Below are 21,111 nucleotides of genomic sequence, written 5' to 3'. Positions count from 1 at the left end.
TCCGACTCTACGGGCGGGGTCTGACAATCGGCCCCGGCCACCGGGGCGGGCGCCCTTCGGCGCGGGCTACGGGACGGTGCGGGCGACGACGTACACGAAGGGCTTCTGCGGGTCGGCGAGGTTCACCACGATGTCGTGGGTGGGTGCCGGGTTCTCCCGCTTGTCGACGACGCCGTACCAGGGGCCCTCGCCGGTGAACTTCCAGCTGGTGATCTTCTGGTCGCGGGCGCTGATCGTGATGTCGTCGCGCTTCAGGTCGTTCCGGTCGAGCCCCATGGTCCTGAGGTACCCGTCGAGGCCGCCGGGGACGGTCTCGAACTGGACGTAGAGCCGGCTGGTCTTCCAGTTGTTGGTCTCGTAGTAGGCGACCTTGTACGAGGGGACCGGGATGGTGACCTTGTAGATGTGGCGCTGGACGCGCGCGGGCCAGCCCGTGGTGAGGCCGGTCGCCGAGTACTTGGCCTCCTTGTCCTTGCCGCTGTCGCGGCTCTGGTTGGCGGAGATGACCAGGTAGCCGGCGGGGACGCCGATGAGCAGCACGATGATGAGCAGCGTGAGCGCCCGGCGGCGGTTGCGGTGGCGGCGGTCCTCGGTGGGCTGCGGCTCGTCCGGGGAGTCGACCTGACGGGGTACGGACATGGTCACGCCGACCCCTGGGACGTCTGGCGGGAGTCCGTGAAGCGTGCGTAGCGCTCGTAGCGCTCGACACGGCGCCGGTTCGCGCGGCGGAAGCGCCGGGCGACGAGGCGGGCGAGGTCGGCGGCGCCGACCATACCGGCCTCGGGGCCGAGCTGGGCCCGGGTGATACGGGCCTCGGGCCGGTAGCCGCGGCCGGTGAGGTGGCGCTTGAAGGCGTCGCGGGCGGGGCCGATGAGCAGGTCGTCCGCGGCGGAGACGCCACCGCCGATGACGAAGCAGGACGGGTCGAGGGCGGCGGCCAGGTTGGCGATGCCGACGCCGAGCCACTGGCCGATGTCCTGGAGCAGTTCGATGCACATGGCGTCGCCCTCGCGGGCGAGCTCGGTGATCACCGGGCCGGTGATGTCGGAGATCTGGCCCTTGACGTGCTCGATGATCCCGTACGCCACCGGGGAGTCGGCGGCGGCGAGCTCGCGGGCCTCGCGCACGAGCGCGTTGCCCGAGCTGTACTGCTCCCAGCAGCCGCGGTTGCCGCACGGGCAGCGGTGGCCGCCGGGCACGACCTGCATATGGCCGAACTCGCCGGCGACGCCGTACTTGCCGCGCTTGACCTGCCCGTCCTCCAGGATCGCGCCGCCGATGCCGGTGCCGAGTGTGATCATGACGAGGTGGTCCTCGCCGCGTCCGGCGCCGAAGCGCCACTCGGCCCAGGCGGCGGAGTTGGCGTCGTTGTCGACCAGGACGGGCACGGCGAGACGGCCGGCGAGGCGGTCGCGCAGGGGTTCGTTGCGCCAGGACAGGTGGGGGGCGAACAGGACGCGGTTGCGGTCGGCGTCGACCCAGCCGGCCGCACCGATGCCGACGGCGTGCACGTCGTGGCGGTCGGACAGGTCCAGGACCAGTTCGACGATCGTGTCCTCGACGACCTTCGGGCTCTTGGACTTGTCCGGGGTCTCCGTGCGGAGCTTCTCCAGGATGTTGCCGTCCGCGTCCACGACGCCCGCCATCACCTTGGTGCCGCCGATGTCGATGCCCACCGTGGGCACGCGGGGAGCCGACAGGTGCGAGCGGCGCTCTCTGGAGCCGACCGTGCGCAGCACGGGGGTCCGGCGGGAGCCGATCGGTGCGGTGAAGTCGCGGTAGGTGCTCATCAGGCCCGATTCTGCCGCACGCTCACACTGGGTGCCGAGCGGGGGAACAATGGGACGGTTGCCGCGAGTGGCCGGTTCCGGGGTGGAATGTGCCGTGGGGAGCGGGTGCCGAGAGCTCCACAGCGGTCGCCTGCTTGTCCTGACATTGCTACGTACCGGCCGGTCCGGTCAGGATCGTACGAGGAGCTGGAACTCGAACGAGTAGCGGCTCGGCCGGTAGGTGTGGGTGCCGTACTCGACCGCGCGGCCAGTGTCGTCGAACGTCACGCGCTGCATCGTGAGCAGAGGCGCGCCCTCCTTCTCGGCGAGGCGGTCGGCCTCGGCGGCGGTGGCGGCGCGGGCCCCGATGGTCTGCCGGGCGCTGTGCAGGGTGATGCCGGCGGCGCGCATCAGCCGGTACAGGCCGGTCGCCTCCAGCTGCTCGGTGTCCAGGTCCAGCAGGCCGGGCGGCAGGAAGTTGCACAGGTGGGCCATCGGCTCGCCGTGTGCCAGGCGCAGCCGTTCGATCCGGTGGACGTCGCTGCCCTCGCTGACCCCGAGTGCGGCGGCGACCTCGGCGGACGCGGGGACGACGGTGTTGACGAGGACGCTGGTCGCGGGGCGCTGGCCGGCCGACTCCAGGTCGTCGTAGAGGCTGCTGAGCTCCAGCGGGCGTTTGACCTGGCTGTGCACGACCTGGGTGCCGACCCCGCGGCGGCGCACCAGCAGCCCCTTGTCGACCAGGGACTGGATGGCCTGGCGGACGGTGGGGCGGGACAGACCGAGGCGCGCGGCGAGTTCGATCTCGTTGCCCAGCAGGCTGCCGGGGGTCAGGGCGCCGTGCTCGATGGCGGCCTCGAGCTGCTGGGAGAGCTGGAAGTACAAGGGCACCGGACTGCTCCGGTCCACACTGAGCTCGAGTTCCACGGTCGGGTCCACTTCTGGTTTCGGCACGGCCCGACTTTAGTCCCACGGCCTGTTGACGGGAAGTTGTGTAGTTCGATTGTCCGGACATTGTCATTGACAGCGTCCACACCGAACCCCCACTTTGTTTCCATGCGCATCGGGGTCATCGGTACGGGCCGCATCGGCACCATCCACGCGAACACGCTCAGTCGCCATCGTGACGTCGGATCGCTGATCCTCACGGACGCGAACCCGTCGCGGGCCCAGGAGCTGGCGCACCGGCTCGGCGAGACGGCGGCGCCCGGCATGGACGAGATCTTCCGGTGGGGCGTGGACGCGGTGGTGATCACCACGGCGACGTCCGCCCACGCCGAACTGATCGGGCGGGCGGCCCGCTCCGGACTGCCCGTGTTCTGCGAGAAGCCCATCGCGCTGGACCTGCCGGGGACGCTGCAGGCCATCGCTGAGGTGGAGACGGCAGGGACGATTCTGCAGATGGGGTTCCAGCGCCGCTTCGACGCCGGGTACGCCGGGGCCCGCGAGGCGCTGCGCTCCGGCCGGCTGGGGCGGCTGCACACGGTGCGGGCCCTCACCAGCGACCAGGCGCCGCCGCCCGCCGCGTGGCTGCCGCTGTCGGGCGGCCTCTACCGGGACACCCTGATCCACGACTTCGACATGCTGCGCTGGGTGACCGGGCGGGAGGTCGTGGACGTGTACGCGGCCGGTTCGGACGCCGGGCCCGCGATGTTCCGCGAGGCGGGCGACGTGGACACCGCCGCCGCCGTGCTGACGCTGGAGGACGGGACGCTCGCCACCGCGACGGCGACCCGGCTGAACGGTGCCGGGTACGACGTGCGCATGGAGCTGGCCGGAGAGCTGGACCAGGTCGTCGTCGGCCTGGACGACCGTACGCCGATCGCGTCCACCGAGCCGACCGGGCCGCCCGCGGCGGACAAGCCGTGGACCGGGTTCCTGGAGCGGTTCGGGCCCGCCTACGAGGCCGAGCTGAACGCCTTCGTCGAGGTCGTGCGCGGCGAGCGGGCCAACCCCTGCGACGGGCGGGAGGCCCTGCAGGCGCTGCGGATCTCCGAGGCGTGCGAGATGTCGCGGCGCGAGCGAAGACCGGTGGCGCTCGGCGAGCTGCCGGGGGGCACCACGACCGCGGCCCTCTGAGGCCCCGTAGGCGCCCTAGCGCCCCTCGCCTTTGAGGTCGTCGAGTTCCTCCAGGAGTCCCGCGTCGTACGCCAGGAGCGCGATCTGCACCCGGTTGTTGAGGTCCAGCTTGGCGAGGACGCGGGAGACGTGGGTCTTCACGGTGGCGACGCTCATGTAGAGCTCCCCGGCGATCTCGGCGTTGGACAGGCCCCGGCCCACGGCGACGGCGACCTCGCGCTCCCGGTCGTTCAGGGCGGTCAGCCGCTCGCGTGCGTGGGCGCGGCGGATGTCGGCGGCCGTACCGGCGGCGTGGTCCATCAGCCGGCGGGTCACGGTGGGCGACAGGACCGGGTCGCCGGCGGCGACCTTGCGGACCGCGTCGACGATCTCGGCGGGCGGGGTGTCCTTCAGCACGAACCCGGCGGCCCCGGCGCGCAGGGCGCGCAGCACCTGCTCGTCGGCGTGGAAGGTGGTCAGCAGCACGACCTGCGGCGGGTCCTTCCGGGCGCGCAGCCGCTCGGTCGCGGTGAGGCCGTCGACGCCCGGCATGCGGATGTCCATCAGGACGACGTCCGGCCGGGTGCGGTCGGCCAGCGGTCCGACGTCGGCGCCGTCGGCCGCCTCACCGACGATCTCGATGTCCTCGGCACCGCCCAGCATCAGGGACAGTCCGGCCCGGACCAGCGGATCGTCGTCGACGAGGAGCAGTCTGATGGCAGTCATGGGCCTCACGTAATCACGGTCGTCCGGTGCGCGGGGACGGGTCCGCCCAGGAAGGACTCCGTCCGCGCGCCCTCGGTCACGCCCACGGCAGCCACGCCCGGATGCCGAACCCCCCGTCCGCCTCGGGCCCGTGCTCGAACCGGCCGCCCGTCAGCGTCGCCCGCTCCCGCAGCCCGATGAGCCCCTGACCGGAGCCGGGCACGGGCGGCACCTCCCCCTCGGGGGCCCGGTTGCGCACCGCCACGGTCAGGCCCTGTCCCGGTGCGCCGGTGACGGTCACGGTGGCCTCGGTGCCCGGGGCGTGCTTGCGGGCGTTCGTCAGTCCCTCCTGGGCGACGCGGTAGGCGGTGCGGCCCACGGAGGCCGGTACGGCGGCCTGGTCGGTGACGCGCAGGTCGAGGGTGACCTTCATGCCTGCCTCGCGGCACTCGGCGACCAGGGCCTCCAGCGCGGCGAGGGTCGGCTGGGGCCGGCCGGAGTCGTCGGACTCGCCGGCGCGCAGGACCCCGATGATCTCGCGCAGGTCCTGCAGGGCCTCGTGGGCGCTCTCCCGGATGACGCCGGCGGCCCGCTGGATCTCCTCGCGGGGCGCGTCCGGCCGGAACTCCAGCGCTCCCGCGTGCACGCTGAGCAGGGTCAGCCGGTGTGCGAGGACGTCGTGCATCTCCCGGGCGATGGCCTCGCGGGCCAGGCGCTGCGCCTGCTCCGCGCGCAGCCGGGCCTCCGTCTCGGCGCGCCGCGCGCGGTCGCGCAGGCTCACCATGAGCTGCCGCTTGGACCGTACGAACATGCCCCAGCCGACCATCGCCCCGGTGAGCAGGACGACGGAGAAGACGGCCCAGCCGTAGGGGACGTCCGGGTCGGGGCGCAGCCAGAAGAACAGCGGGGTCAGCGCCAGCGAGGCGCCGGCGACCCAGGCGACGTACCGGAAGGGCCGGTGCACGGCCAGGGTGAACAGGGCGACGACACCCGCGCCGCCCGCGGTGTTCGACACGAAGCACACGGGGACCATGGCGACCGCGAGCCCGACCGGCCAGCGGCGCCGGAACCACACCGCGGCGCAGGCCAGGGCGCCGAGCAGCTGGTCGGCGGCGACGAGGCCGGAGGGCAGGTCCTCCTGCTCCAGCGTGTCGGCGGTGAGCAGGCCGAGCAGCACGGCCAGCAGGAAGCAGCCGAAGTCGACCACCCAGTCGCGGGCCGTGCGCCGGGGCCGGCCGGGGCGGTCGGGGTCGGGTTCGAACTCCTCGGCCAGGGCGGAGGGCAGCAGCCAGCGCCGTTCCGCGAGGAACTGCGGCGGGGACGGGTGCCGTTCGGTGGTCACGGTCGACAAATCTACGCAGAGGCGGCTTCCGGCGGACCTCTCGCGACGGCATCACCGACCAAAGTCGCGGCACCCAAGACTTTGGTGGGCGCGGGCCGCCCCGACGGCCTACTTCGGCCGCGTCTGTCGCGCCCCCCGGCCGATGGGCGCGAGATTCCCGGCGGGCGAGGCTGGGGGCATGAAGCAGTTCCTGGAGTTCCTCGGGTTCATCTGTCTCGTGCAGGGCGTCGCGGGCCTGGTCCACGAGTTCACCGACTGGCACTGGGGGCTGGTGCAGCGCGTCGGGTTCCTCGACGGCTACGAGGTCTACGCGAGCGTGACCCTGCTGGTGCTGGCGTTCGCGCTGTTCGCGGTGGCCGAGAGCCGGAAGCCCGGCTGACCGCCTCGCGCGCCGATGGCAGCGGCGTGAAAATTGCGGGGACATCCGGCGGAGAATCGCAGGGTTGACGTTGACATGCCATCTTCTACGCGCGTCATCATACGGCCATGCGATTCCCCCCACACCTCACCCGCATCGGCTCCGCGGCGGCCCTGCTGTCCGCGCTCCTCGTCGGCGGCACCGTCACCGCCTCCCCCGCGACGGCCGCCGTCGGCAGCGTCTGCCAGAGCGACCTGCCGTCGCAGGCGCACGACACCCTGGCCCTGATCGAACAGGGCGGCCCCTTCCCCTTCGCACAGGACGGCACCGTCTTCCAGAACCGGGAAGGCGTCCTGCCGCGCCGGTCGACCGGCTACTACCACGAGTACACGGTGATCACGCCGGGCTCCGACACCCGCGGCGCGCGGCGCGTCGTCACCGGCGAGGAGCCGCAGGAGGACTACTACACGGCCGACCACTACGCCACCTTCGACCTGATCGACCACGGCTGCTGAGGTCCGGCCGGCAGGCCGTACCGCACCACTGAACGCTCGCCCCGCGGACCCCCCACGGCACCACCGGCCGCGGGGCGAGACCGTTCCCTCGTCGCCCGGCTAGCCGCCCAGCTCCTGGTGACGGGCGCGCAGGCCCGCGGTGCCCTGCTCCGTCAGCGAGCCGTGCAGGCGCAGCCGCGAGATGCCGCCGTCCGGATAGATGTCCACGCGCGCGTGTGTGCCGACGGCCGGGGACGGCAGGACGAAGCGGTGGTCGGTGTCGGGCTGGAGACGGGTGCGCGGGACGATCTCCGTCCAGGTGCCGCTCTCGCCGTCCTTCACGGAGACCGACGCCCAGCCCGCGCTGTTTCCCTTCAGACAGGCGGTGTCGATCTCGACGGCCCGGATCTCGGACTGGGCCGCCAGCCGGTAGCGGATCCAGTCGTGGCCCTGGTCGCGGCGCCGGCGGGTCTCCCAGCCGTCGTCCATCGTGCGGGAGCGGCCCGGCTGGATGGTGTTGGTGGCGGGCGAGTAGAAGAGGTTCGAGGCGTCCTCGACCTGGCCGCCGTTCTCCAGGGCGACGACGTCGAAGGTGCCGAGCGCCGCCAGCCACGCGGGGTCGGGCACGACCTCGCCGTACACGCGCAGGCGCGCCGTGCCGCCGTCGGGGTGCTGGTTGAGCCGCAGGTGGGTGAAGCGCTGCTCGGCCTGGACGGCGAAGCCGTTCGCGGCGTGGCCGCCGACCGGGGTGCGCGGTACGAGCGTCGTCCACTTCACGTCGTCGCCGAGCAGGTCCTCGGGCGACGGCGAACCCGGCACGCAGGCGCCCTCGACGGACACCGCCTGCGGGTAGTTGCCGCGGAAGTGGGCCGTGTCGACCACGAGTCCGCGGATCACGCCGGGGGCGCCGAGGCGTACCAGCGCCCAGTCGTGGTCCTCGGCCGTCGGCCAGGGGTGATCGGCCGAGGCGCCGCGGCGCCGCCGGGTCTCCCAGCCGTCCATGACCTTGCCCTTGTGCCCGAAGTGCTCGGGGTCGAACTCGGCCCGCCCGGGCACCAGGAGGCTCTCGCGCTGGGCGAAGAACTCGTCGTTGGCGGCGATGACGGAGGCGCCGAGGCGCCGGTCGGCGAGATCGGCGTACCGGGTGAAGGGGAAGTCGGCGGTGCGGTAGTCCGCGTACGGGTCGCCGCCGCGGTAGGGGCTCGCGTCGCCGGTGAAGCTGGGGATCGCCGTCACGGTGATCAGGTCTGCCTTTCGCGTCGTCGGATGGGAGTCAGGGGGTGCGGGTGAGAAGACGTCCCTTCGGGTCGGTGAACTCGCCGTCGGTGAAGACGCGTTCGCCGCGCAGCCAGGTGGACCGCACGACGCCGTGCAGGGTCCTGCCCGCGTAGGCCGTCACGCGGTTGCGGTGCTGCAGGGCGGCCGGGTCCACGGTGAAGGTCGCGTCGGGGGCGAGCACGGCGAAGTCGGCGTCGCGGCCGGCTTCGATGGCGCCCTTGTGGCCGAGCCCGGCCAGCCGGGCGGTCCGGGTGGACATCCAGCGGACCACGTCCTCCAGGCCGTGCCCGCGCCGGCGCGCCTCGGTCCACACGGCGGCCAGGCTGAGCTGGAGACCGGAGATGCCGCCCCAGGCGGTGGCGAAGTCGTCGGTCTTCAGGTCGACCGTGGAGGGTGAGTGGTCGGTGACCACGCAGTCGACGGTGCCGTCGGCCAGGGCCTGCCAGAGCAGGTCCTGGTTGGCGGACTCGCGGATGGGCGGGCAGCACTTGAACTCGCTGGCCCCGTCCGGGACCTCCTCGGCGGTCAGGGTGAGGTAGTGCGGGCAGGTCTCGACGGTGATCCGTACGCCCTCCCGCTTGGCCTCGGCGATCAGCGGCAGCGCGTCACCGGAGGACAGGTGCAGCACGTGCACGCGCGCGTGGAGGCGTTTCGCCTGGGCGATCAGCTGGGCGATCGCGGTGTCCTCGGCGTCCCGCGGGCGGGAGGCGAGGAAGTCGGCGTAGCGGGGCCCGCCGTGCTGCGGGGCCGCCGCCAGGTGGTGCGGGTCCTCGGCGTGGACGATCAGCAGTCCGTCGAAGGAGGCGATCTCGGCCATGGAGCGGGCGAGGTCGTCCTGGCCGAGGTGCGGGAACTCGTCCACGCCGGACGGCGACAGGAACGCCTTGAAGCCGAAGACCCCGGCCTCGTGGAGCGGACGCAGGTCCGAGGTGTTGCCGGGCAGGGCGCCGCCCCAGAAGCCGACGTCGATGTGCGCCTTGTCGGCGGCCGTCTTCTGCTTGACGCGCAGGTGGTCGACCGTCGTGGTGGGCGGCAGGGAGTTGAGCGGCATGTCGACGAGGGTGGTGATGCCGCCGGCCGCCGCGGCGCGCGTGGCGGTCCAGAACCCCTCCCACTCGGTGCGCCCGGGGTCGTTGACGTGCACGTGCGTGTCGACGAGGCCGGGCAGCAGGACGTCGTCGCCGACGTCCTCCAGCCGGGCGCCGGACGGGACGCCGGCGTCGTACCCGAGGACGGCCGTGATCTTTCCGGCGGAGACCGCGACCGAGGCGGCCCGCGTCCCCTCCGGGGTGATGACGCGCGTCGAGCGCAGCACCAGTTCGACGTCGGACACCCGGACCCCTCTCTGCCGCCTCGGCTTCCGCGAGCCGCTCGGGATGCCCGCCCGGACCACGGAAATTCAACGTTCTGTTGAAGGAGTCTTCACTCCCGTCGCGACGCCGTCAAGGGCACACTTCTCCCCAGTGCACCCCGACCGAGAACTGTGGACATTTCCACAAAGTGGAATTAGTCTTCCATCAAGCAGAACGTGAAAGACGCCTTCGCGGGCGGTCGACCGGCCGGCGGGTAGGCTTCTGCCCTTCCCACCGGTCCCGAAAGGAACGCGCCGTGCCGACGTCCAGCGCCAGCACCACCGACTCCGCCCGGCCCAGCGGCGGCGTCCAGTCCCTGGAGCGCGCCTTCGACCTGCTGGAGCGGATGGCGGACGCCGGTGGCGAGGTGGGCCTGAGCGAGCTGTCCGCCAGCAGCGGTCTGCCGCTGCCGACCATCCACCGTCTGATGCGCACCCTGGTGGCCTGCGGATACGTCCGCCAGCAGCCCAACCGGCGCTACGCCCTCGGGCCGCGGCTGATCCGGCTCGGCGAGTCCGCCTCCCGGCTGCTGGGCACCTGGGCCCGCCCCTATCTGGCCCGCCTGGTCGAGGAGACCGGCGAGACGGCGAACATGGCCCTGCTCGACGGCGACGAGATCGTCTACGTCGCCCAGGTGCCGTCCAAGCACTCGATGCGCATGTTCACCGAGGTGGGCCGGCGCGTGCTCCCGCACTCCACGGGCGTCGGCAAGGCGCTGCTGGCCTCCTTCCCTGCGGAGGAGGTGCGCGCGCTGCTGTCGCGCACCGGCATGCCGGCCGCCACGGACCGGACGATCACCACGCCGGACGGTTTCCTCGCGGCGCTGGAGGACGTGCGGCGCACCGGCTACGCCGTCGACGACAACGAGCAGGAGATCGGCGTGCGCTGCCTCGCGGTCCCCGTGCCCGACTCCCCCACCCCGGCGGCCATCTCGATCTCGGGGCCGGCGGGCCGGGTCACGGAGGCGGCGACGGAGCGGATCGTGCCGGTGCTCCAGCAGATCGCCGACGAACTGGCCGAGGCGCTGGCCAGCCAGAACCACTCCTGACGGAACCTACCCCCGGCCGCGCGGGGGCGCCCCGAACATCTCCACGGCGTCCCGCACCTGGGTGAGTCCGGGCGACAGCGCGCTCACCGAGCCGATGGCCCCGGCGATCAGCAGTAACGACCGGCGCAGCCGTGGCGCCTCGGGCGCCCCGCCGGCCGTCATCGCGGCCAGCGCGGCCAGTTCCTCCTCGGCGATCCCCCGGTCGGGGAAGTCGGCCGGGTGCGCGGCGAGTTCGCGGCGCAGACGGGACACGGCCGTCCGCAGCTCCGCCACCCTCGGGTCCTCGCCTGTGCCCGTCACCGACCGCTGCTCCAAGCTCCGCAACAAAGCTCTCCCCCCTCGCACACCGTTGTGCGCCACCAGTCGCGCGCCCTCGCGAACGCCCCTAGGGGCGCCGGGGACGCGGGTCAGTAAACGCCACCCCGTACCGATCCGCTACAGCGCGGACGGAAATTCAGCCCTGCGGGGCGACCCCTCGCGCGGGTGTCAGGTATGCAGGACGCATGACGGACTCACGAGCCCTCCCGGTGGCCGGTCTGCTCCTCGCGGCCGGCGGCGGCAGACGGCTGGGCGGACGGCCCAAGGCCCTGCTGGAGCATCGCGGCCGGCCCCTGGTCGAGCATGCCGCCGGGGTACTGCGCGCGGGCGGCTGCGCCCGCGTGCACGTGGTGCTGGGGGCGCGCGCGGCGGACGTACGTCAGCGGGCGCGGCTCGACGGGTGCCTTCTGGTGGAGAACCCGGAGTGGGCCGAGGGGATGGGCTCCTCCCTGCGGGCCGGGCTGGACTCGCTGGCCGATGCGGACGCGCGTGCGGCGCTCGTCATGCTGGTCGACCAGCCGGGCATCGGACCGGAGGCGGTCGCGCGGGTCCTCTCGGCGTACCGGGACGAGTCGTCCCTCGTCTCAGCCGCGTACGACGGCGTCCGCGGGCATCCCGTGCTGTTCGGCGCGGCCCACTGGGCCGGTGTGAGCGCGGCCGCCACCGGGGACCGGGGGGCGCGCGGCTACCTCGGGGAGCACGCGGATTCGGTCGCGCTCGTCGAGTGCGGTGACGTGGCGGAGCCGTACGACATCGACACGGAGGCCGACCTCGCCCACCTGGAGTGACCGCGGTGGCACCCGGCGCCACCTGGCCACGGCACAAGGAATCTCGACATCAACAAACCATTGAACTTCCACCATGAGGAAACTACTATCCACTGATCAGAAGCGTTCTGACCGTTCGACGGACGCTTCCGCCGCATCCGGGAAGACTGGCACCCGGTGCCACACAGCTCGACCGCTCGCCCCACCGCCCGCTGAAGGAAGTGACAGCTCATGTCCGCACCAGCGCCGTCCCCGCTGGCCATCGTCGACGCCGAGCCCCTGCCCCGGCAGGAGGAGGTCCTCACCGACGCGGCCCTCGCCTTCGTGGCCGAGCTGCACCGCCGCTTCACCCCCCGCCGTGACGAACTCCTCGCCCGCCGCGCGGAGCGCCGCGCCGAGATCGCCCGCACCTCCACGCTCGACTTCCTCCAGGAGACCGCCGCGATCCGCGCCGACGACTCCTGGAAGGTCGCCCCGTGCCCGCCCGCGCTCCAGGACCGCCGGGTCGAGATCACCGGCCCGACCGACCGCAAGATGACGATCAACGCCCTGAACTCGGGCGCCCGGATCTGGCTCGCGGACTTCGAGGACGCCTCCGCGCCGACCTGGGAGAACGTCGTCCTCGGCCAGCTCAACCTGATCGACGCCTACACCCGGAACATCGACTTCACCGACGCCGGCTCGGGCAAGTCGTACGCCCTGCGTCCCGACGACGAGCTGGCCACCGTCGTCATGCGCCCGCGCGGCTGGCACCTCGACGAGCGGCATCTCCAGCTCGACGGGCAGCCGGTCCCCGGCGCCCTCGTCGACTTCGGCCTGTACTTCTTCCACAACGCGCGGCGCCTGATCGAGCTCGGCAAGGGTCCGTACTTCTACCTGCCGAAGACGGAGTCGCACCTCGAAGCCCGTCTGTGGAACGACGTGTTCGTGTTCGCCCAGGACTACGTCGGCATCCCCCAGGGCACCGTCCGGGCCACCGTGCTGATCGAGACGATCACGGCGGCCTACGAGATGGAGGAGATCCTCCACGAGCTGCGCGACCACGCCTCCGGGCTCAACGCCGGCCGCTGGGACTACCTGTTCTCCATCGTCAAGAACTTCCGGGACGGCGGGCCGAAGTTCGTCCTGCCGGACCGCAACGCGGTCACGATGACGGCCCCGTTCATGCGGGCCTACACCGAACTCCTCGTCCGCACCTGCCACAAGCGCGGCGCGCACGCGATCGGCGGCATGGCGGCGTTCATCCCGTCCCGCCGCGACGCCGAGGTCAACAAGGTGGCGTTCGAGAAGGTCCGCGCCGACAAGGACCGCGAGGCCGCCGACGGCTTCGACGGCTCCTGGGTCGCCCACCCCGACCTGGTCCCGATCGCCATGGAGTCCTTCGACAAGGTCCTCGGGGACAAGCCGAACCAGAAGGACCGGCTGCGCGAGGACGTGCACGTCGAGGCGGCCGACCTCATCGCGATCGACTCGCTCGACGCCAGGCCGACGTACAACGGGCTCGTCAACGCCGTGCAGGTCGGCATCCGTTACATCGAGGCCTGGCTGCGCGGGCTGGGTGCGGTCGCCATCTTCAACCTGATGGAGGACGCGGCCACCGCCGAGATCTCCCGCTCCCAGATCTGGCAGTGGATCAACGCGGGCGTCGAGTTCGAGAACGGCGAGAAGGCCACGCCCGCGCTGGCCCGCGACGTCGCCGCCGAGGAGCTGCGGAACATCAGGCAGGAGCTGGGCGAGGAGGCGTTCGCCGCAGGCCACTGGCAGGAGGCCCACGACCTGCTGCTGGAGGTATCCCTGGACGCCGACTACGCCGACTTCCTGACCCTGCCGGCGTACGAGCGGCTCAGGGGCTGACGGCGTCCGGACCGGCCTTGTCCGAGTGGCCCAGGGACTTCCCCGGGGCCACTCGGTCCCGTACGGCGCGCTTGACCGCCGTGGGCTCGGGGAAGCCCTGCTCGCGCCGGTCCCAGACCGGCTCGCCGTCCACCCGGACGACGAAGACCCCGCCCTTGCCCGGCCTCAGGGCCAGCTCGGACAGCTCCGCCTCGAAGGTGGTGAGCAGTTCCTGCGCCAGCCAGGCCGCGCGGGGCAGCCAGCCGCACTGGGTGCAGTACTCGATCTCGACGCGGCCGCTCATCCCAGGTGCACCGATCCGTCCTGTTCCACGGCCGGCTTGCCGTGCAGGTCGGGGACCCGCTTGAGCCAGTCCGGCCGGCCTCGCTGTGTCCTCGCCGCCCGCGCGACGTCCTCGGCGGCGAGCTCCTCCCGGGTCGGGAAGCCGGTGGGCAGCCACGCGGCGGACGCCCGCACGCGCGCGTGCAGATGCGCGACATAGGCGTCGCGTGCCTCCTCCGGCGTGACGAAGCCGGGTTCGGCGGCCAGCCAGGCGTCCGGCACCGCCGCCACGGCCTCCCGCAGCAGGTCCCCGGTCACCCGGGGCGCCAGCTCCGCGTCGGCGGCGCGCACGTCGGGGCCGTACTGGCCGAGGGCGTGGTGGCGCAGGTCGTAGGCGCGCTCCGGGTCGGAGGCGTCCCAGCGGTGGTGGAAGACGAGGGCCGCGCCGTGGTCGATCAGCCACAGCCGGGGCGGGACGGTGCCGAGGGTCGGCCAGACCATCAGGTTGGAGCTGTGCACGGTCCGGTCGACGTTCGCGGTCAGCGCGTCCAGCCAGACGACCCGGCCCGCCTCCAGCGGGTCCACGCGGAACGTCTTCGCGACCTCGGGGGTGAAGTCGCGGGCGCCCGGCAGGTAGTCCATGCCGAGATTGACCCCGGCACTGGCGGTGTGCAGGTCCCGCACCTCCTGGTGCGGCTCGCCGTCGGCGACGGCGGGGTCGAAGTGCACCAGGACCAGTTCGGGGAACCGCAGGCCCAGCGCCCGGGCCAGTTCGCCGACGATCACCTCGGCGACGAGGGCCTTGCGGCCCTGCGCGGAGCCGGTGAACTTCACGACGTAGGTGCCGAGGTCGTCGGCCTCGACGACGCCGGGGACGGAGCCGCCGGACGTCAGGGGCTCGATGTAGCGGGTGGCCACGACCTCTCTCAACATCCGACCCCTGCTTCCGGCCTGCGGTACGGACCGAGCATAGTCGGGATCACCTCGTGCCGGAGCGGGCGGCCGAGGCCCCGGACGGCTCCGCCACCTCGGCGCCCGGAGGTTCCGGCGGCCCGGGTGGCCGGTCGCGGCGCCGGGGCGGAACGGCCCGCGTGGTCCGGAGGAGGCGGGCGAGCAGGTGCGGGCGGCCGGCCAGGACGGGGCCGAGCACGGCCAGGACGAGGACATGGCCGGCGATGAACGGGGCGAGCCGCCCGTCGAGTCCGGGGGTGGCGGCCATCGCGGCCAGGATCAGCGCGAACTCCCCGCGGCCCAGGAGCGTGGCGGCGATGTTCGCGGTGGGCCCGGGGCCGTAGCGGTACAGGCGGGCGGCGGACAGTCCCGCGATCACGTTCATGGCGACCGTCAGGGCGACGGCCGCGGCGACCGGGCCGCCGACGGAGACGAGGTCCGCCGGGTCGATGCCAGACCGAAGGCGAGCAGACGTCTCCCCCGCTCCTGAGGTCGTCGAGCTGGAACTCCAGGCCGAGGGGGAACAGCAGGAGCACCAGGCCGAGCGCGGAGAGCATCTCGAAGTCGTGCGCGTCCCGCACCAGGACCAGGCCGGGGGTGTGCGGCCGAGCAGGATTCCGGCCGGCATGAACAGCGGGACGGTCGGCAGGCCGATCCGGCGGCCGAGGCGTGCGAGGACGGCGGCGGCCACGAACGCGCCGCCCATCGCGAGCAGGGTGTCGGCATGCCCCACGGGTCACCACCTTCCGCGATGGGGCGGACAAGGCTTCGGGGGCGGGCGCGTGGTCCCGCGCCCGCGTCTCGTCAGGCGTCGTCGTGCGGGCGGCCGGTCGGGTCGTCGGGGCGGGCGGGCTCCGGTACGCGCGGGCGCGGGGGCTCCGGCTTCTCGGGCGGGGTGAGCGTCTGGACCGCCACGCCCGCCGCGACCAGTCCGGAGGCGAGGAGCAGGCCCTGCGGCAGCATCGCGCCGGCGGTCAGCATCACCACCGAGGCGGCGAGCAGCGCCCAGGCCCCACGCCGGCCGCGCGGGCCGTCCGGCGGCGGACGCCCCGTCCCGGGGACCCGGGTGGAACGCGGGTCGGAGCGTCGTGGCCGTGCGCCGAGGGAGTGCGGGGGTCGGGTCGGGTGCGGCATACCTCCTCCTTCCGGGGACCGGGAGGCCGGGGGTTCACTGTCACCCTCACACGCCGGAGGGGGCCGGGACCATCGGGTCCAGTACCCATGTCGCGGCATACGGGGCCCGGACCGCCGAGGGCCCGGGCCCGTCGTTCACCCGTCTTGCGCCAGCGGGTTCGGCAGCGGCAGATAGCGGGCGTCCGCGCCGTCCGCGCCCGTCCAGCGCAGCAGCAGGTTGGTCTTGCCGGGGAGCGTGGGCGCCGACATCAGGGCCGGGATCTCGGGGAGGTCGTGCCGGGCCAGCTCGCGGCGGACCGCGGGCCAGGGGTCGAACCCGCGGTGGCGGGCGCCGAGGGCCCCGGCGATCTCGGCGAGGTGGTTGACGACCAGGCAGTACACCAGCCGCTCCCAGCCCGCCGCCCGGGACACCTCCCCGAGCAGCTTCACGCCCTCGGCGTCCCGGAACAGCGCCTGCACGGGAAGGCCGCCGGCGTCGACGGCGACCAGGGAGTTCTGCAGGTGCGCCTCCAGGACGACGCCGTGCGCGTCGAACGCCGTCAGCGCGGGCGGGACGACCTGGGCGAGGTAGGCCTCCCACCAGGCCGCCGGGTCCCCGGCGGCGTCCAGTGGGCTGCCCTCGAAGCCCTCGACGAGCGCGGCGGCCAGCAGCGGTGTCGCCCCCGGCCGGACCCGGCCGCGCAGCCCGTCGCGCACCAGGACCGCGAGCTCCTCGAAGGCGAACGAGGCGGTCCGGTAGCCGCGGTCGCTCAGCCAGGCCGCGTCCTGACCGGCGAGGGCCGCCGTGGCCGCCGCGTCGGTGCGGCGCAGCCGCAGCAGGTCGTGGCGCCACAGCCGGCGGATGTCGTTCGTGATGCGGACGTCGAGGCTGAACTTGAGGAACAGGTCGTGCCCGGGCGCGTACAGCGTGCGGATCGCGGCCGTCGGCCGGGCGTCGAAGGCGGTCGTGCCGAGCCGGACCAGCCGGCCGTCGGCGAAGGCGGGCTCGAGGTCCACCAGGCCGAGCTGCCAGGGGTGTGCGGGCAGCAGCCGGTAGCCGGGCGGGGCCTCACCGAGGGCGTCCAGGCCGGTCGTGTCGCCCTCCTCGACGACCAGGTCCTCGCGCAGGCCGAGCAGCGCCAGCGGGAAGCTGGCGTACGCCTCGGGCGCGTACGGCAGCCAGGCCGCGACCGGGCCGCCGCCGCGCGCCTTGGGCGCGGGGTGGTACGGGTGGCCGGTGAGGAGGGACTGCTCGGAGCGCAGGTAGAGGTCGCCGGGCGGCACGGCACGCGCGCGTGCGGTGAGCAGGGCGGCCAGCGCGTCCCGGCTGTCGATCATCTCGGCGGGCAGCTCGTGGTTGGACAGGCCGGTGTGGCGGCGCAGCTCGTCCGCGACGAGTTTGACCAGCTCGGCGTGGCCGACGCGGCGCCAGGCGCCGCCGGTGAACACCTCGGGTTCGGCGGGCCGGCGGGCGCCGAGGACCCGCAGGAGGCGGCCCGAGCCGCGCAGCCGGTGCACCCGCCGCTCGTCGTCCGGCGCGTCCGCCCGAGCCGTTCCGTCGCGCTGCGGCTCGGCCACCTCGCGGAGCAGGCAGTTGAGCAGGGGGGCGATCGCCAGGGCGTCGGCGCGGGCCGCCGCGTCCGAGGCGGTCGGCGGGGTGAGGTGCACGCGATCCACTGGTTCCCTACGGTCCGTTCAGGCGGGAGACGATCAGTATGGCTGTCGTCGGCGGCCGTCCCGACGCCCTACACGTACCCCGAGGAGCCCTCCCGTGCATCGTCCTCCGAGCGCCGAGGCCGAGATCGCCGCCGAACTGGCCGACGCCCGCCCCGCCCTCGTGCCCCGGTACACGGACGCGCTGCCGGGGGCCAGGGCCGCGGTGCTGACCCGGCTCTGGCGTGCCCTGGCGTACGAGCCGCTGCCCTGGGTGACCGGCCGGGACGGGGGCGGGGAGGGGCTCGTCCTGCGGCTCGGGGACGGGCGCCGGCTGGACGGGCCGCGGGCGGACCCGTACGCCACCGCCGCCTACGTCACCTCCGTGCGGCTGGACGGGACGGTGTACGACGATCCGGTCCGGCTGCTGACGGACCTGGCCGTACCGCGCGGTGGGGCGCTCACCTCCGAGATCGGGCACAGCGTGGCCTCCTTGGCCCTCGCGCGGGCCGGGCAGGACTCTCACCCGAAAGAGTGGCCGGAGCACGACTGGGAGTGGGAGCAGCGCGTGGTGGACGGGCATCCGTTCCACCCCAACTGCCGCTCCCGGCCCGGTTTCTCGGTCGCCGAGCAGCTGGCGTACGGGCCGGAGCACCGGCCGGTCGTGTCGCTGGCGCGGGTTGCGGTGCGGGCGGACGGGTGCCTGGTGACGGGCGTGTGGCCGGAGGAACTGCGGCACGGGGAAGACCTGTTGATCCCGGTGCACCCGTGGCAGGCCGAGCATGTGCTCAAGCGGCCGTACGAGGACTGGGCGGACGCGCATCCGCTGATGTCGCTGCGCACGCTGGCCCTGCCCGGGGGGCCGCACGTCAAGACGGCGCTGAGCGCGCGGCTGACGTCCTCGGTGCGGGACATCTCGGTGTACTCCGTGGGGATGTCGCAGACGCTGTCCGGGTTCGCGGCGGACCTCGGGGACCGGCTGGACGGGCAGGTGCACTTCACACGCACGCTGGGGGCCGTGGCGGCCGGGTCCGCGGATCTGGCGGCCGTGCTGCGGGAGCCGCCCGGCCGGTACGCGGGGCCCGGCGAGCGGGTGGTGCCGGTGGCCGCACTGCCCGGCACCGGACTGCCCGCGACCGGCGCGTGGCTGGCGGCGTTCGCACGGCTGGCGCTGACGGCGGGGCTGCGGCTGCTGGAGATGGGCGTGGCGCTGGAGGCGCACGGGCAGAACCTGCTCGTCGTGCTGGCCGCGGACGGGGCGCCGGTGCGGCTGGTCTACCGCGATCTCGCCGACATCCGGATCAGCCCGGCCCGGCTGGCGCGGCACGGCGTCCCGGTGCCGGAGCTGACCGGGCGGATCGTCACGGACGACGTGACGGTCCTGCGCCGCAAGCTGTTCGGGTCCCTGGTGGCCGGGGCTCTGGCGGGCACCGCGGGGTCGGGGCCGGCATTGCGCGCGGCCCTCGTGGCGGCCCTGCCGGACCTGCCAGTGACCGGGGACCTGGCGGCCCTGCGCGAGGAGGAGGTGCCCGCGAAGGCGCTCACGCTGATGCGGCTGTCGCCGGGGGTGGGCGGGGACCAGTGGACCGCCCTGCCCAACCCGCTGCGGCCGGACGTGTTCTGACCCCGGTTTGGATCGGGCCGCCCCCGGTCACTAGGCTCCGCCGATGATCATACGAACACGGCTGGCGGCCGGGGCGTGCGCCCTGCTCGCCCTGCTCGCGGCCGGGCTGGCGTTCCCGGCCGGGGCGGTCGCCGACGAGGTGAGCGCGACGGCGCCCAAGGTCGATCTCGTCCTGGACGTGAGCGGCTCCATGCGGGCGCGGGACATCGACGGCCAGTCGCGGATGGCCGCGGCGAAACAGGCGTTCAACGAGGTGCTGGACGCCACACCCGAGGAGGTTCGGCTCGGCATCCGCACGCTCGGCGCGAACTACCCGGGCGACGACCGCAAGACGGGCTGCAAGGACACCGCGCAGCTGTACCCGGTCGGCCCACTGGACCGCACCGAGGCGAAGGCGGCGGTGGCCACCCTGTCACCGACCGGCTGGACGCCGATCGGCCCGGCGCTGCTCAAGGCCGCCGAGGACCTCGACGGCGGCGAGGGCTCCAAGCGCATCGTGCTCATCAGCGACGGCGAGGACACCTGTGCGCCGCTCGACCCCTGCGAGGTGGCACGGGAGATCGCCGCAAGGGGCATCGGACTGACCATCGACACGCTCGGCCTGGTGCCGAACACCAAGCTGCGGCAGCAGCTCAGCTGTATCGCCGAGGCGACCGGCGGCACCTTCACCTCGGTCGAGCACACCGAGGAACTCACCGACAAGGTCAACCAGCTGGTGGACCGGGCGGCCGATCCGGTGGTGACACCGGTCGCGACCGACGGCGCGGACCGCTGCGAGAAGGCGCCGACGCTGAAGTCCGGCCTGTACACCGACCGCGAGGAGTTCGGGCAGCAGCGCTGGTACCGGGTCGACGTGCGCCCCGGCCAGGAGCTGCGGGCCTCGGTGAGCGTGGCGGCCGACCGGGCGGTGAACCCGTCGTACGGCGTGCTGGTGCGGGCCGTGACGGCCAAGGGCCGCGAGATCGTGCGCGGCGAGGCGGCCGGCACCGGCCGCACGGACGTCGTGTCGGCCGGCCTGCGCTACCCGAAGGCGGAGGCGGACGACGACGAGGAGAACGCCCCGGCGGAGACCGTGTGCCTGCAGGTGACGCACTCCTTCTCGGCGGGCTCCGGGGTGAAGACCGCTCCGGGTCTGCCGCTGGAGCTGACGGTCGACGTCGTGGACGGGCCGTCGCCCGCCCGGGACGTGGCCTCCTTCGGCCTGGGGCGCGGCTGGTGGCTGCTGGGCGCGCTGATCCTCACCGGCTTCCTCGCCGGTCTCGTCTGGGGCTGGCTGTCTCGCTGGCGCGTCGCGGTCTGGAGGACCAACTGATGCGGATGACACGTGTGCTGGGCGCGGCCCTGCTCACCCTGGGACTGGCCGCGGGACCCGCCGCGGCGGACTCCTCGCCGTCGCCGGGTGCGTCGCAGGAGCCGGACGCGCCGACGCGGGCGGGCACCTCGTTCCGTACGGCGACCGAGGTCGAGCAGGGGCAGACCGCCACGGCGAACGCCTCCACGGGTGACTACCTGTACTGGTCGTTCCCCGCCGACACCGGTCAGCGGCCGACGGTCGAGGCGACGGTGAAGCTGCCGGCCGAACACGCCGCCGAGACCTGGCAGATCGACGTGTACGACGGTCTGCGGCGCCGTCAGGCGTGCCGGTTCGGGGCGCAGACGCGCACCGCGGCCGCCGGTGCCGCGTCGGTCGAGCTGGCGTGCGCGCTGCGGACCGTGCGCGGCTGGTCGGAGCCGTGGGACGGGGACCCTCTGCCGGGCACCTACTACGTGCGGCTGACGGCGGTGGACGTGCCGGCCTCCGCGCTGGGGCAGCCGGTGAGCGCCGAGGTGCGGATCGGCTCGCAGGACGCCGGCGGGGCGGCGGCGGTGGACGGTTCGCTGGCGCAACCGTTGGTGCCGGGCGCCGGGGTCACCCGGGACGCGGAGGAGAAGTCCGGCGGGGAGGCGCTGCTCGCCAGTCTCGAACCCGATGACGGCTGGGCCTCGGGCTGGTGGTCCGACCGCTGGGTGTGGACGGGACTCGGCGGGGTGCTGGCCGCGCTCGCGGGCATCGGCGGGTACGCGCTGACGCGCGGCCCGGGGCGCCCGCCGAGGGTACCGCCGACGGCCTGACGGCACGTCATGACAGGCCGCGGGGCCCGCCGTACATCGCGTACGGCGGGCCCC

The 21,111-nt window shown here is 73.7% G+C and carries 21 protein-coding genes and 1 pseudogene; 9 read left to right on the top strand and 13 right to left on the bottom strand.

Annotated features, from left to right (window positions below; translation table 11 throughout):
- Window positions 1-66: 66 nt before the first annotated feature.
- The 3 genes from ACFRAC_RS06650 to ACFRAC_RS06640 form a co-directional block, all read right to left on the bottom strand.
- Window positions 67-645 carry a sugar kinase gene (locus ACFRAC_RS06650; RefSeq protein WP_382921726.1) on the bottom strand — a complete coding sequence of 193 codons (579 nt, stop codon included), beginning with the start codon at window positions 643-645 and terminating at the stop codon, window positions 67-69.
- Complete coding sequence (locus ACFRAC_RS06645; protein WP_382921723.1) at window positions 642-1,790, bottom strand: ROK family glucokinase; 1,149 nt, start codon at window positions 1,788-1,790, stop codon at window positions 642-644. Before ACFRAC_RS06645 ends, ACFRAC_RS06650 begins: the two co-directional genes overlap by 4 nt.
- Before the next feature lie 168 nt (window positions 1,791-1,958).
- The gene (locus ACFRAC_RS06640) at window positions 1,959-2,696 is read right to left on the bottom strand and encodes a GntR family transcriptional regulator (protein ID WP_382922118.1); all 738 of its coding nucleotides are present in this window, start codon (window positions 2,694-2,696) and stop codon (window positions 1,959-1,961) included.
- A gap of 129 nt (window positions 2,697-2,825) precedes the next feature.
- Here ACFRAC_RS06640 and ACFRAC_RS06635 point away from each other — a divergent pair, with 129 nt between their 5' ends.
- Window positions 2,826-3,848: a Gfo/Idh/MocA family oxidoreductase gene (locus ACFRAC_RS06635; RefSeq protein ID WP_361342364.1), complete on the top strand. Its 1,023-nt coding sequence runs from the start codon at window positions 2,826-2,828 to the stop codon at window positions 3,846-3,848.
- Between the two features lie 15 nt (window positions 3,849-3,863).
- On the opposite strand, the gene ACFRAC_RS06630 is transcribed toward ACFRAC_RS06635, so the two are convergent.
- The gene (locus tag ACFRAC_RS06630) at window positions 3,864-4,553 is read right to left on the bottom strand and encodes a response regulator (RefSeq protein ID WP_382921718.1); all 690 of its coding nucleotides are present in this window, start codon (window positions 4,551-4,553) and stop codon (window positions 3,864-3,866) included.
- A gap of 76 nt (window positions 4,554-4,629) precedes the next feature.
- The gene (locus tag ACFRAC_RS06625; protein ID WP_382921715.1) at window positions 4,630-5,883 is read right to left on the bottom strand and encodes a histidine kinase; all 1,254 of its coding nucleotides are present in this window, start codon (window positions 5,881-5,883) and stop codon (window positions 4,630-4,632) included.
- A 169-nt stretch (window positions 5,884-6,052) separates the two neighbouring features.
- On the opposite strand from ACFRAC_RS06625, the gene ACFRAC_RS06620 reads away from it, so the two are divergent.
- Both ACFRAC_RS06620 and ACFRAC_RS06615 read left to right on the top strand, forming a co-directional pair.
- Window positions 6,053-6,253 carry a hypothetical protein gene (locus tag ACFRAC_RS06620; protein WP_382921712.1) on the top strand — a complete coding sequence of 67 codons (201 nt, stop codon included), beginning with the start codon at window positions 6,053-6,055 and terminating at the stop codon, window positions 6,251-6,253.
- Window positions 6,254-6,360: 107 nt separating this feature from the next.
- On the top strand, window positions 6,361-6,747 hold the full coding sequence (locus ACFRAC_RS06615; protein WP_382921709.1) for a ribonuclease domain-containing protein: 387 nt from the start codon (window positions 6,361-6,363) through the stop codon (window positions 6,745-6,747).
- A gap of 99 nt (window positions 6,748-6,846) precedes the next feature.
- On the opposite strand, the gene alc is transcribed toward ACFRAC_RS06615, so the two are convergent.
- Together alc and allB are read right to left on the bottom strand one after the other, a co-directional pair.
- Window positions 6,847-7,962 carry an allantoicase gene (alc, locus tag ACFRAC_RS06610; RefSeq protein WP_382921706.1) on the bottom strand — a complete coding sequence of 372 codons (1,116 nt, stop codon included), beginning with the start codon at window positions 7,960-7,962 and terminating at the stop codon, window positions 6,847-6,849.
- Between the two features lie 37 nt (window positions 7,963-7,999).
- Window positions 8,000-9,337 (bottom strand): allantoinase AllB, encoded by a 1,338-nt coding sequence (allB, locus tag ACFRAC_RS06605; RefSeq protein WP_382921703.1) that lies wholly within the window; start codon window positions 9,335-9,337, stop codon window positions 8,000-8,002.
- Between the two features lie 275 nt (window positions 9,338-9,612).
- Between allB and ACFRAC_RS06600 the strand changes: the two genes are divergently transcribed.
- Window positions 9,613-10,404 carry an IclR family transcriptional regulator gene (locus ACFRAC_RS06600; protein WP_382921700.1) on the top strand — a complete coding sequence of 264 codons (792 nt, stop codon included), beginning with the start codon at window positions 9,613-9,615 and terminating at the stop codon, window positions 10,402-10,404.
- 6 nt (window positions 10,405-10,410) lie between these two features.
- On the opposite strand, the gene ACFRAC_RS06595 is transcribed toward ACFRAC_RS06600, so the two are convergent.
- Entirely contained in the window at window positions 10,411-10,731 is a 321-nt protein-coding gene (locus ACFRAC_RS06595) for a DUF5955 family protein (protein WP_382921697.1), read from the bottom strand.
- 176 nt (window positions 10,732-10,907) lie between these two features.
- On the opposite strand from ACFRAC_RS06595, the gene ACFRAC_RS06590 reads away from it, so the two are divergent.
- Together ACFRAC_RS06590 and aceB are read left to right on the top strand one after the other, a co-directional pair.
- Complete coding sequence (locus ACFRAC_RS06590) at window positions 10,908-11,510, top strand: NTP transferase domain-containing protein (RefSeq protein WP_382921694.1); 603 nt, start codon at window positions 10,908-10,910, stop codon at window positions 11,508-11,510.
- Window positions 11,511-11,720: 210 nt separating this feature from the next.
- Window positions 11,721-13,343 (top strand): malate synthase A, encoded by a 1,623-nt coding sequence (gene aceB, locus ACFRAC_RS06585; RefSeq protein WP_382921691.1) that lies wholly within the window; start codon window positions 11,721-11,723, stop codon window positions 13,341-13,343.
- Here aceB and ACFRAC_RS06580 read toward each other — a convergent pair.
- The 5 genes and pseudogenes from ACFRAC_RS06580 to ACFRAC_RS06560 all read right to left on the bottom strand — a co-directional run bounded on the left by ACFRAC_RS06580 (window position 13,333) and on the right by ACFRAC_RS06560 (window position 17,345).
- Complete coding sequence (locus tag ACFRAC_RS06580) at window positions 13,333-13,626, bottom strand: Rdx family protein (RefSeq protein ID WP_361342396.1); 294 nt, start codon at window positions 13,624-13,626, stop codon at window positions 13,333-13,335. The two genes, aceB and ACFRAC_RS06580, sit on opposite strands and share 11 nt — an antisense overlap.
- Window positions 13,623-14,537: a HipA family kinase gene (locus ACFRAC_RS06575; protein WP_382921688.1), complete on the bottom strand. Its 915-nt coding sequence runs from the start codon at window positions 14,535-14,537 to the stop codon at window positions 13,623-13,625. The genes ACFRAC_RS06580 and ACFRAC_RS06575 overlap by 4 nt, the downstream gene beginning before the upstream one ends.
- A 46-nt stretch (window positions 14,538-14,583) precedes the next feature.
- Window positions 14,584-15,261, bottom strand: a pseudogene (locus ACFRAC_RS06570) (cation:proton antiporter).
- 98 nt (window positions 15,262-15,359) lie between these two features.
- Window positions 15,360-15,689 (bottom strand): hypothetical protein, encoded by a 330-nt coding sequence (locus ACFRAC_RS06565; RefSeq protein WP_382921685.1) that lies wholly within the window; start codon window positions 15,687-15,689, stop codon window positions 15,360-15,362.
- Between the two features lie 135 nt (window positions 15,690-15,824).
- A complete protein-coding gene (locus tag ACFRAC_RS06560; RefSeq protein ID WP_382921682.1) occupies window positions 15,825-17,345 on the bottom strand; it encodes an IucA/IucC family protein in 1,521 nt (506 codons plus the stop codon).
- A 94-nt stretch (window positions 17,346-17,439) separates the two neighbouring features.
- Between ACFRAC_RS06560 and ACFRAC_RS06555 the strand changes: the two genes are divergently transcribed.
- From ACFRAC_RS06555 to ACFRAC_RS06545, 3 genes are read left to right on the top strand one after another with little or no spacing between them, the layout of a single operon-like run.
- A complete protein-coding gene (locus tag ACFRAC_RS06555; RefSeq protein WP_382921679.1) occupies window positions 17,440-18,945 on the top strand; it encodes an IucA/IucC family protein in 1,506 nt (501 codons plus the stop codon).
- A gap of 43 nt (window positions 18,946-18,988) precedes the next feature.
- A complete protein-coding gene (locus ACFRAC_RS06550) occupies window positions 18,989-20,257 on the top strand; it encodes a VWA domain-containing protein (protein ID WP_382921677.1) in 1,269 nt (422 codons plus the stop codon).
- Window positions 20,257-21,057 carry a hypothetical protein gene (locus ACFRAC_RS06545; RefSeq protein ID WP_382921674.1) on the top strand — a complete coding sequence of 267 codons (801 nt, stop codon included), beginning with the start codon at window positions 20,257-20,259 and terminating at the stop codon, window positions 21,055-21,057. Before ACFRAC_RS06550 ends, ACFRAC_RS06545 begins: the two co-directional genes overlap by 1 nt.
- The last annotated feature ends 54 nt before the right edge of the window (window positions 21,058-21,111 follow it).

The sequence above is a fragment of the Streptomyces sp. NPDC056628 genome, assembly GCF_042792555.1.
In the GTDB taxonomy this organism is placed as follows: domain Bacteria; phylum Actinomycetota; class Actinomycetes; order Streptomycetales; family Streptomycetaceae; genus Streptomyces.
This window is presented reverse-complemented; position numbering and strand designations above follow the sequence as displayed.

What these genes read in the sequence shown, in the direction of transcription:
- ACFRAC_RS06630 (WP_382921718.1), bottom strand. Translation starts at nt 4,553, where the DNA reads ATGACTGCCATCAGACTGCTCCTCGTCGACGACGATCCGCTGGTCCGG.
- ACFRAC_RS06545 (WP_382921674.1), top strand. Translation starts at nt 20,257, where the DNA reads ATGCGGATGACACGTGTGCTGGGCGCGGCCCTGCTCACCCTGGGACTG.
- ACFRAC_RS06565 (WP_382921685.1), bottom strand. Translation starts at nt 15,689, where the DNA reads ATGCCGCACCCGACCCGACCCCCGCACTCCCTCGGCGCACGGCCACGA.
- ACFRAC_RS06645 (WP_382921723.1), bottom strand. Translation starts at nt 1,790, where the DNA reads ATGAGCACCTACCGCGACTTCACCGCACCGATCGGCTCCCGCCGGACC.
- ACFRAC_RS06635 (WP_361342364.1), top strand. Translation starts at nt 2,826, where the DNA reads ATGCGCATCGGGGTCATCGGTACGGGCCGCATCGGCACCATCCACGCG.
- ACFRAC_RS06615 (WP_382921709.1), top strand. Translation starts at nt 6,361, where the DNA reads ATGCGATTCCCCCCACACCTCACCCGCATCGGCTCCGCGGCGGCCCTG.
- ACFRAC_RS06550 (WP_382921677.1), top strand. Translation starts at nt 18,989, where the DNA reads ATGATCATACGAACACGGCTGGCGGCCGGGGCGTGCGCCCTGCTCGCC.
- ACFRAC_RS06620 (WP_382921712.1), top strand. Translation starts at nt 6,053, where the DNA reads ATGAAGCAGTTCCTGGAGTTCCTCGGGTTCATCTGTCTCGTGCAGGGC.
- ACFRAC_RS06575 (WP_382921688.1), bottom strand. Translation starts at nt 14,537, where the DNA reads ATGTTGAGAGAGGTCGTGGCCACCCGCTACATCGAGCCCCTGACGTCC.
- ACFRAC_RS06580 (WP_361342396.1), bottom strand. Translation starts at nt 13,626, where the DNA reads ATGAGCGGCCGCGTCGAGATCGAGTACTGCACCCAGTGCGGCTGGCTG.
- aceB (WP_382921691.1), top strand. Translation starts at nt 11,721, where the DNA reads ATGTCCGCACCAGCGCCGTCCCCGCTGGCCATCGTCGACGCCGAGCCC.
- ACFRAC_RS06590 (WP_382921694.1), top strand. Translation starts at nt 10,908, where the DNA reads ATGACGGACTCACGAGCCCTCCCGGTGGCCGGTCTGCTCCTCGCGGCC.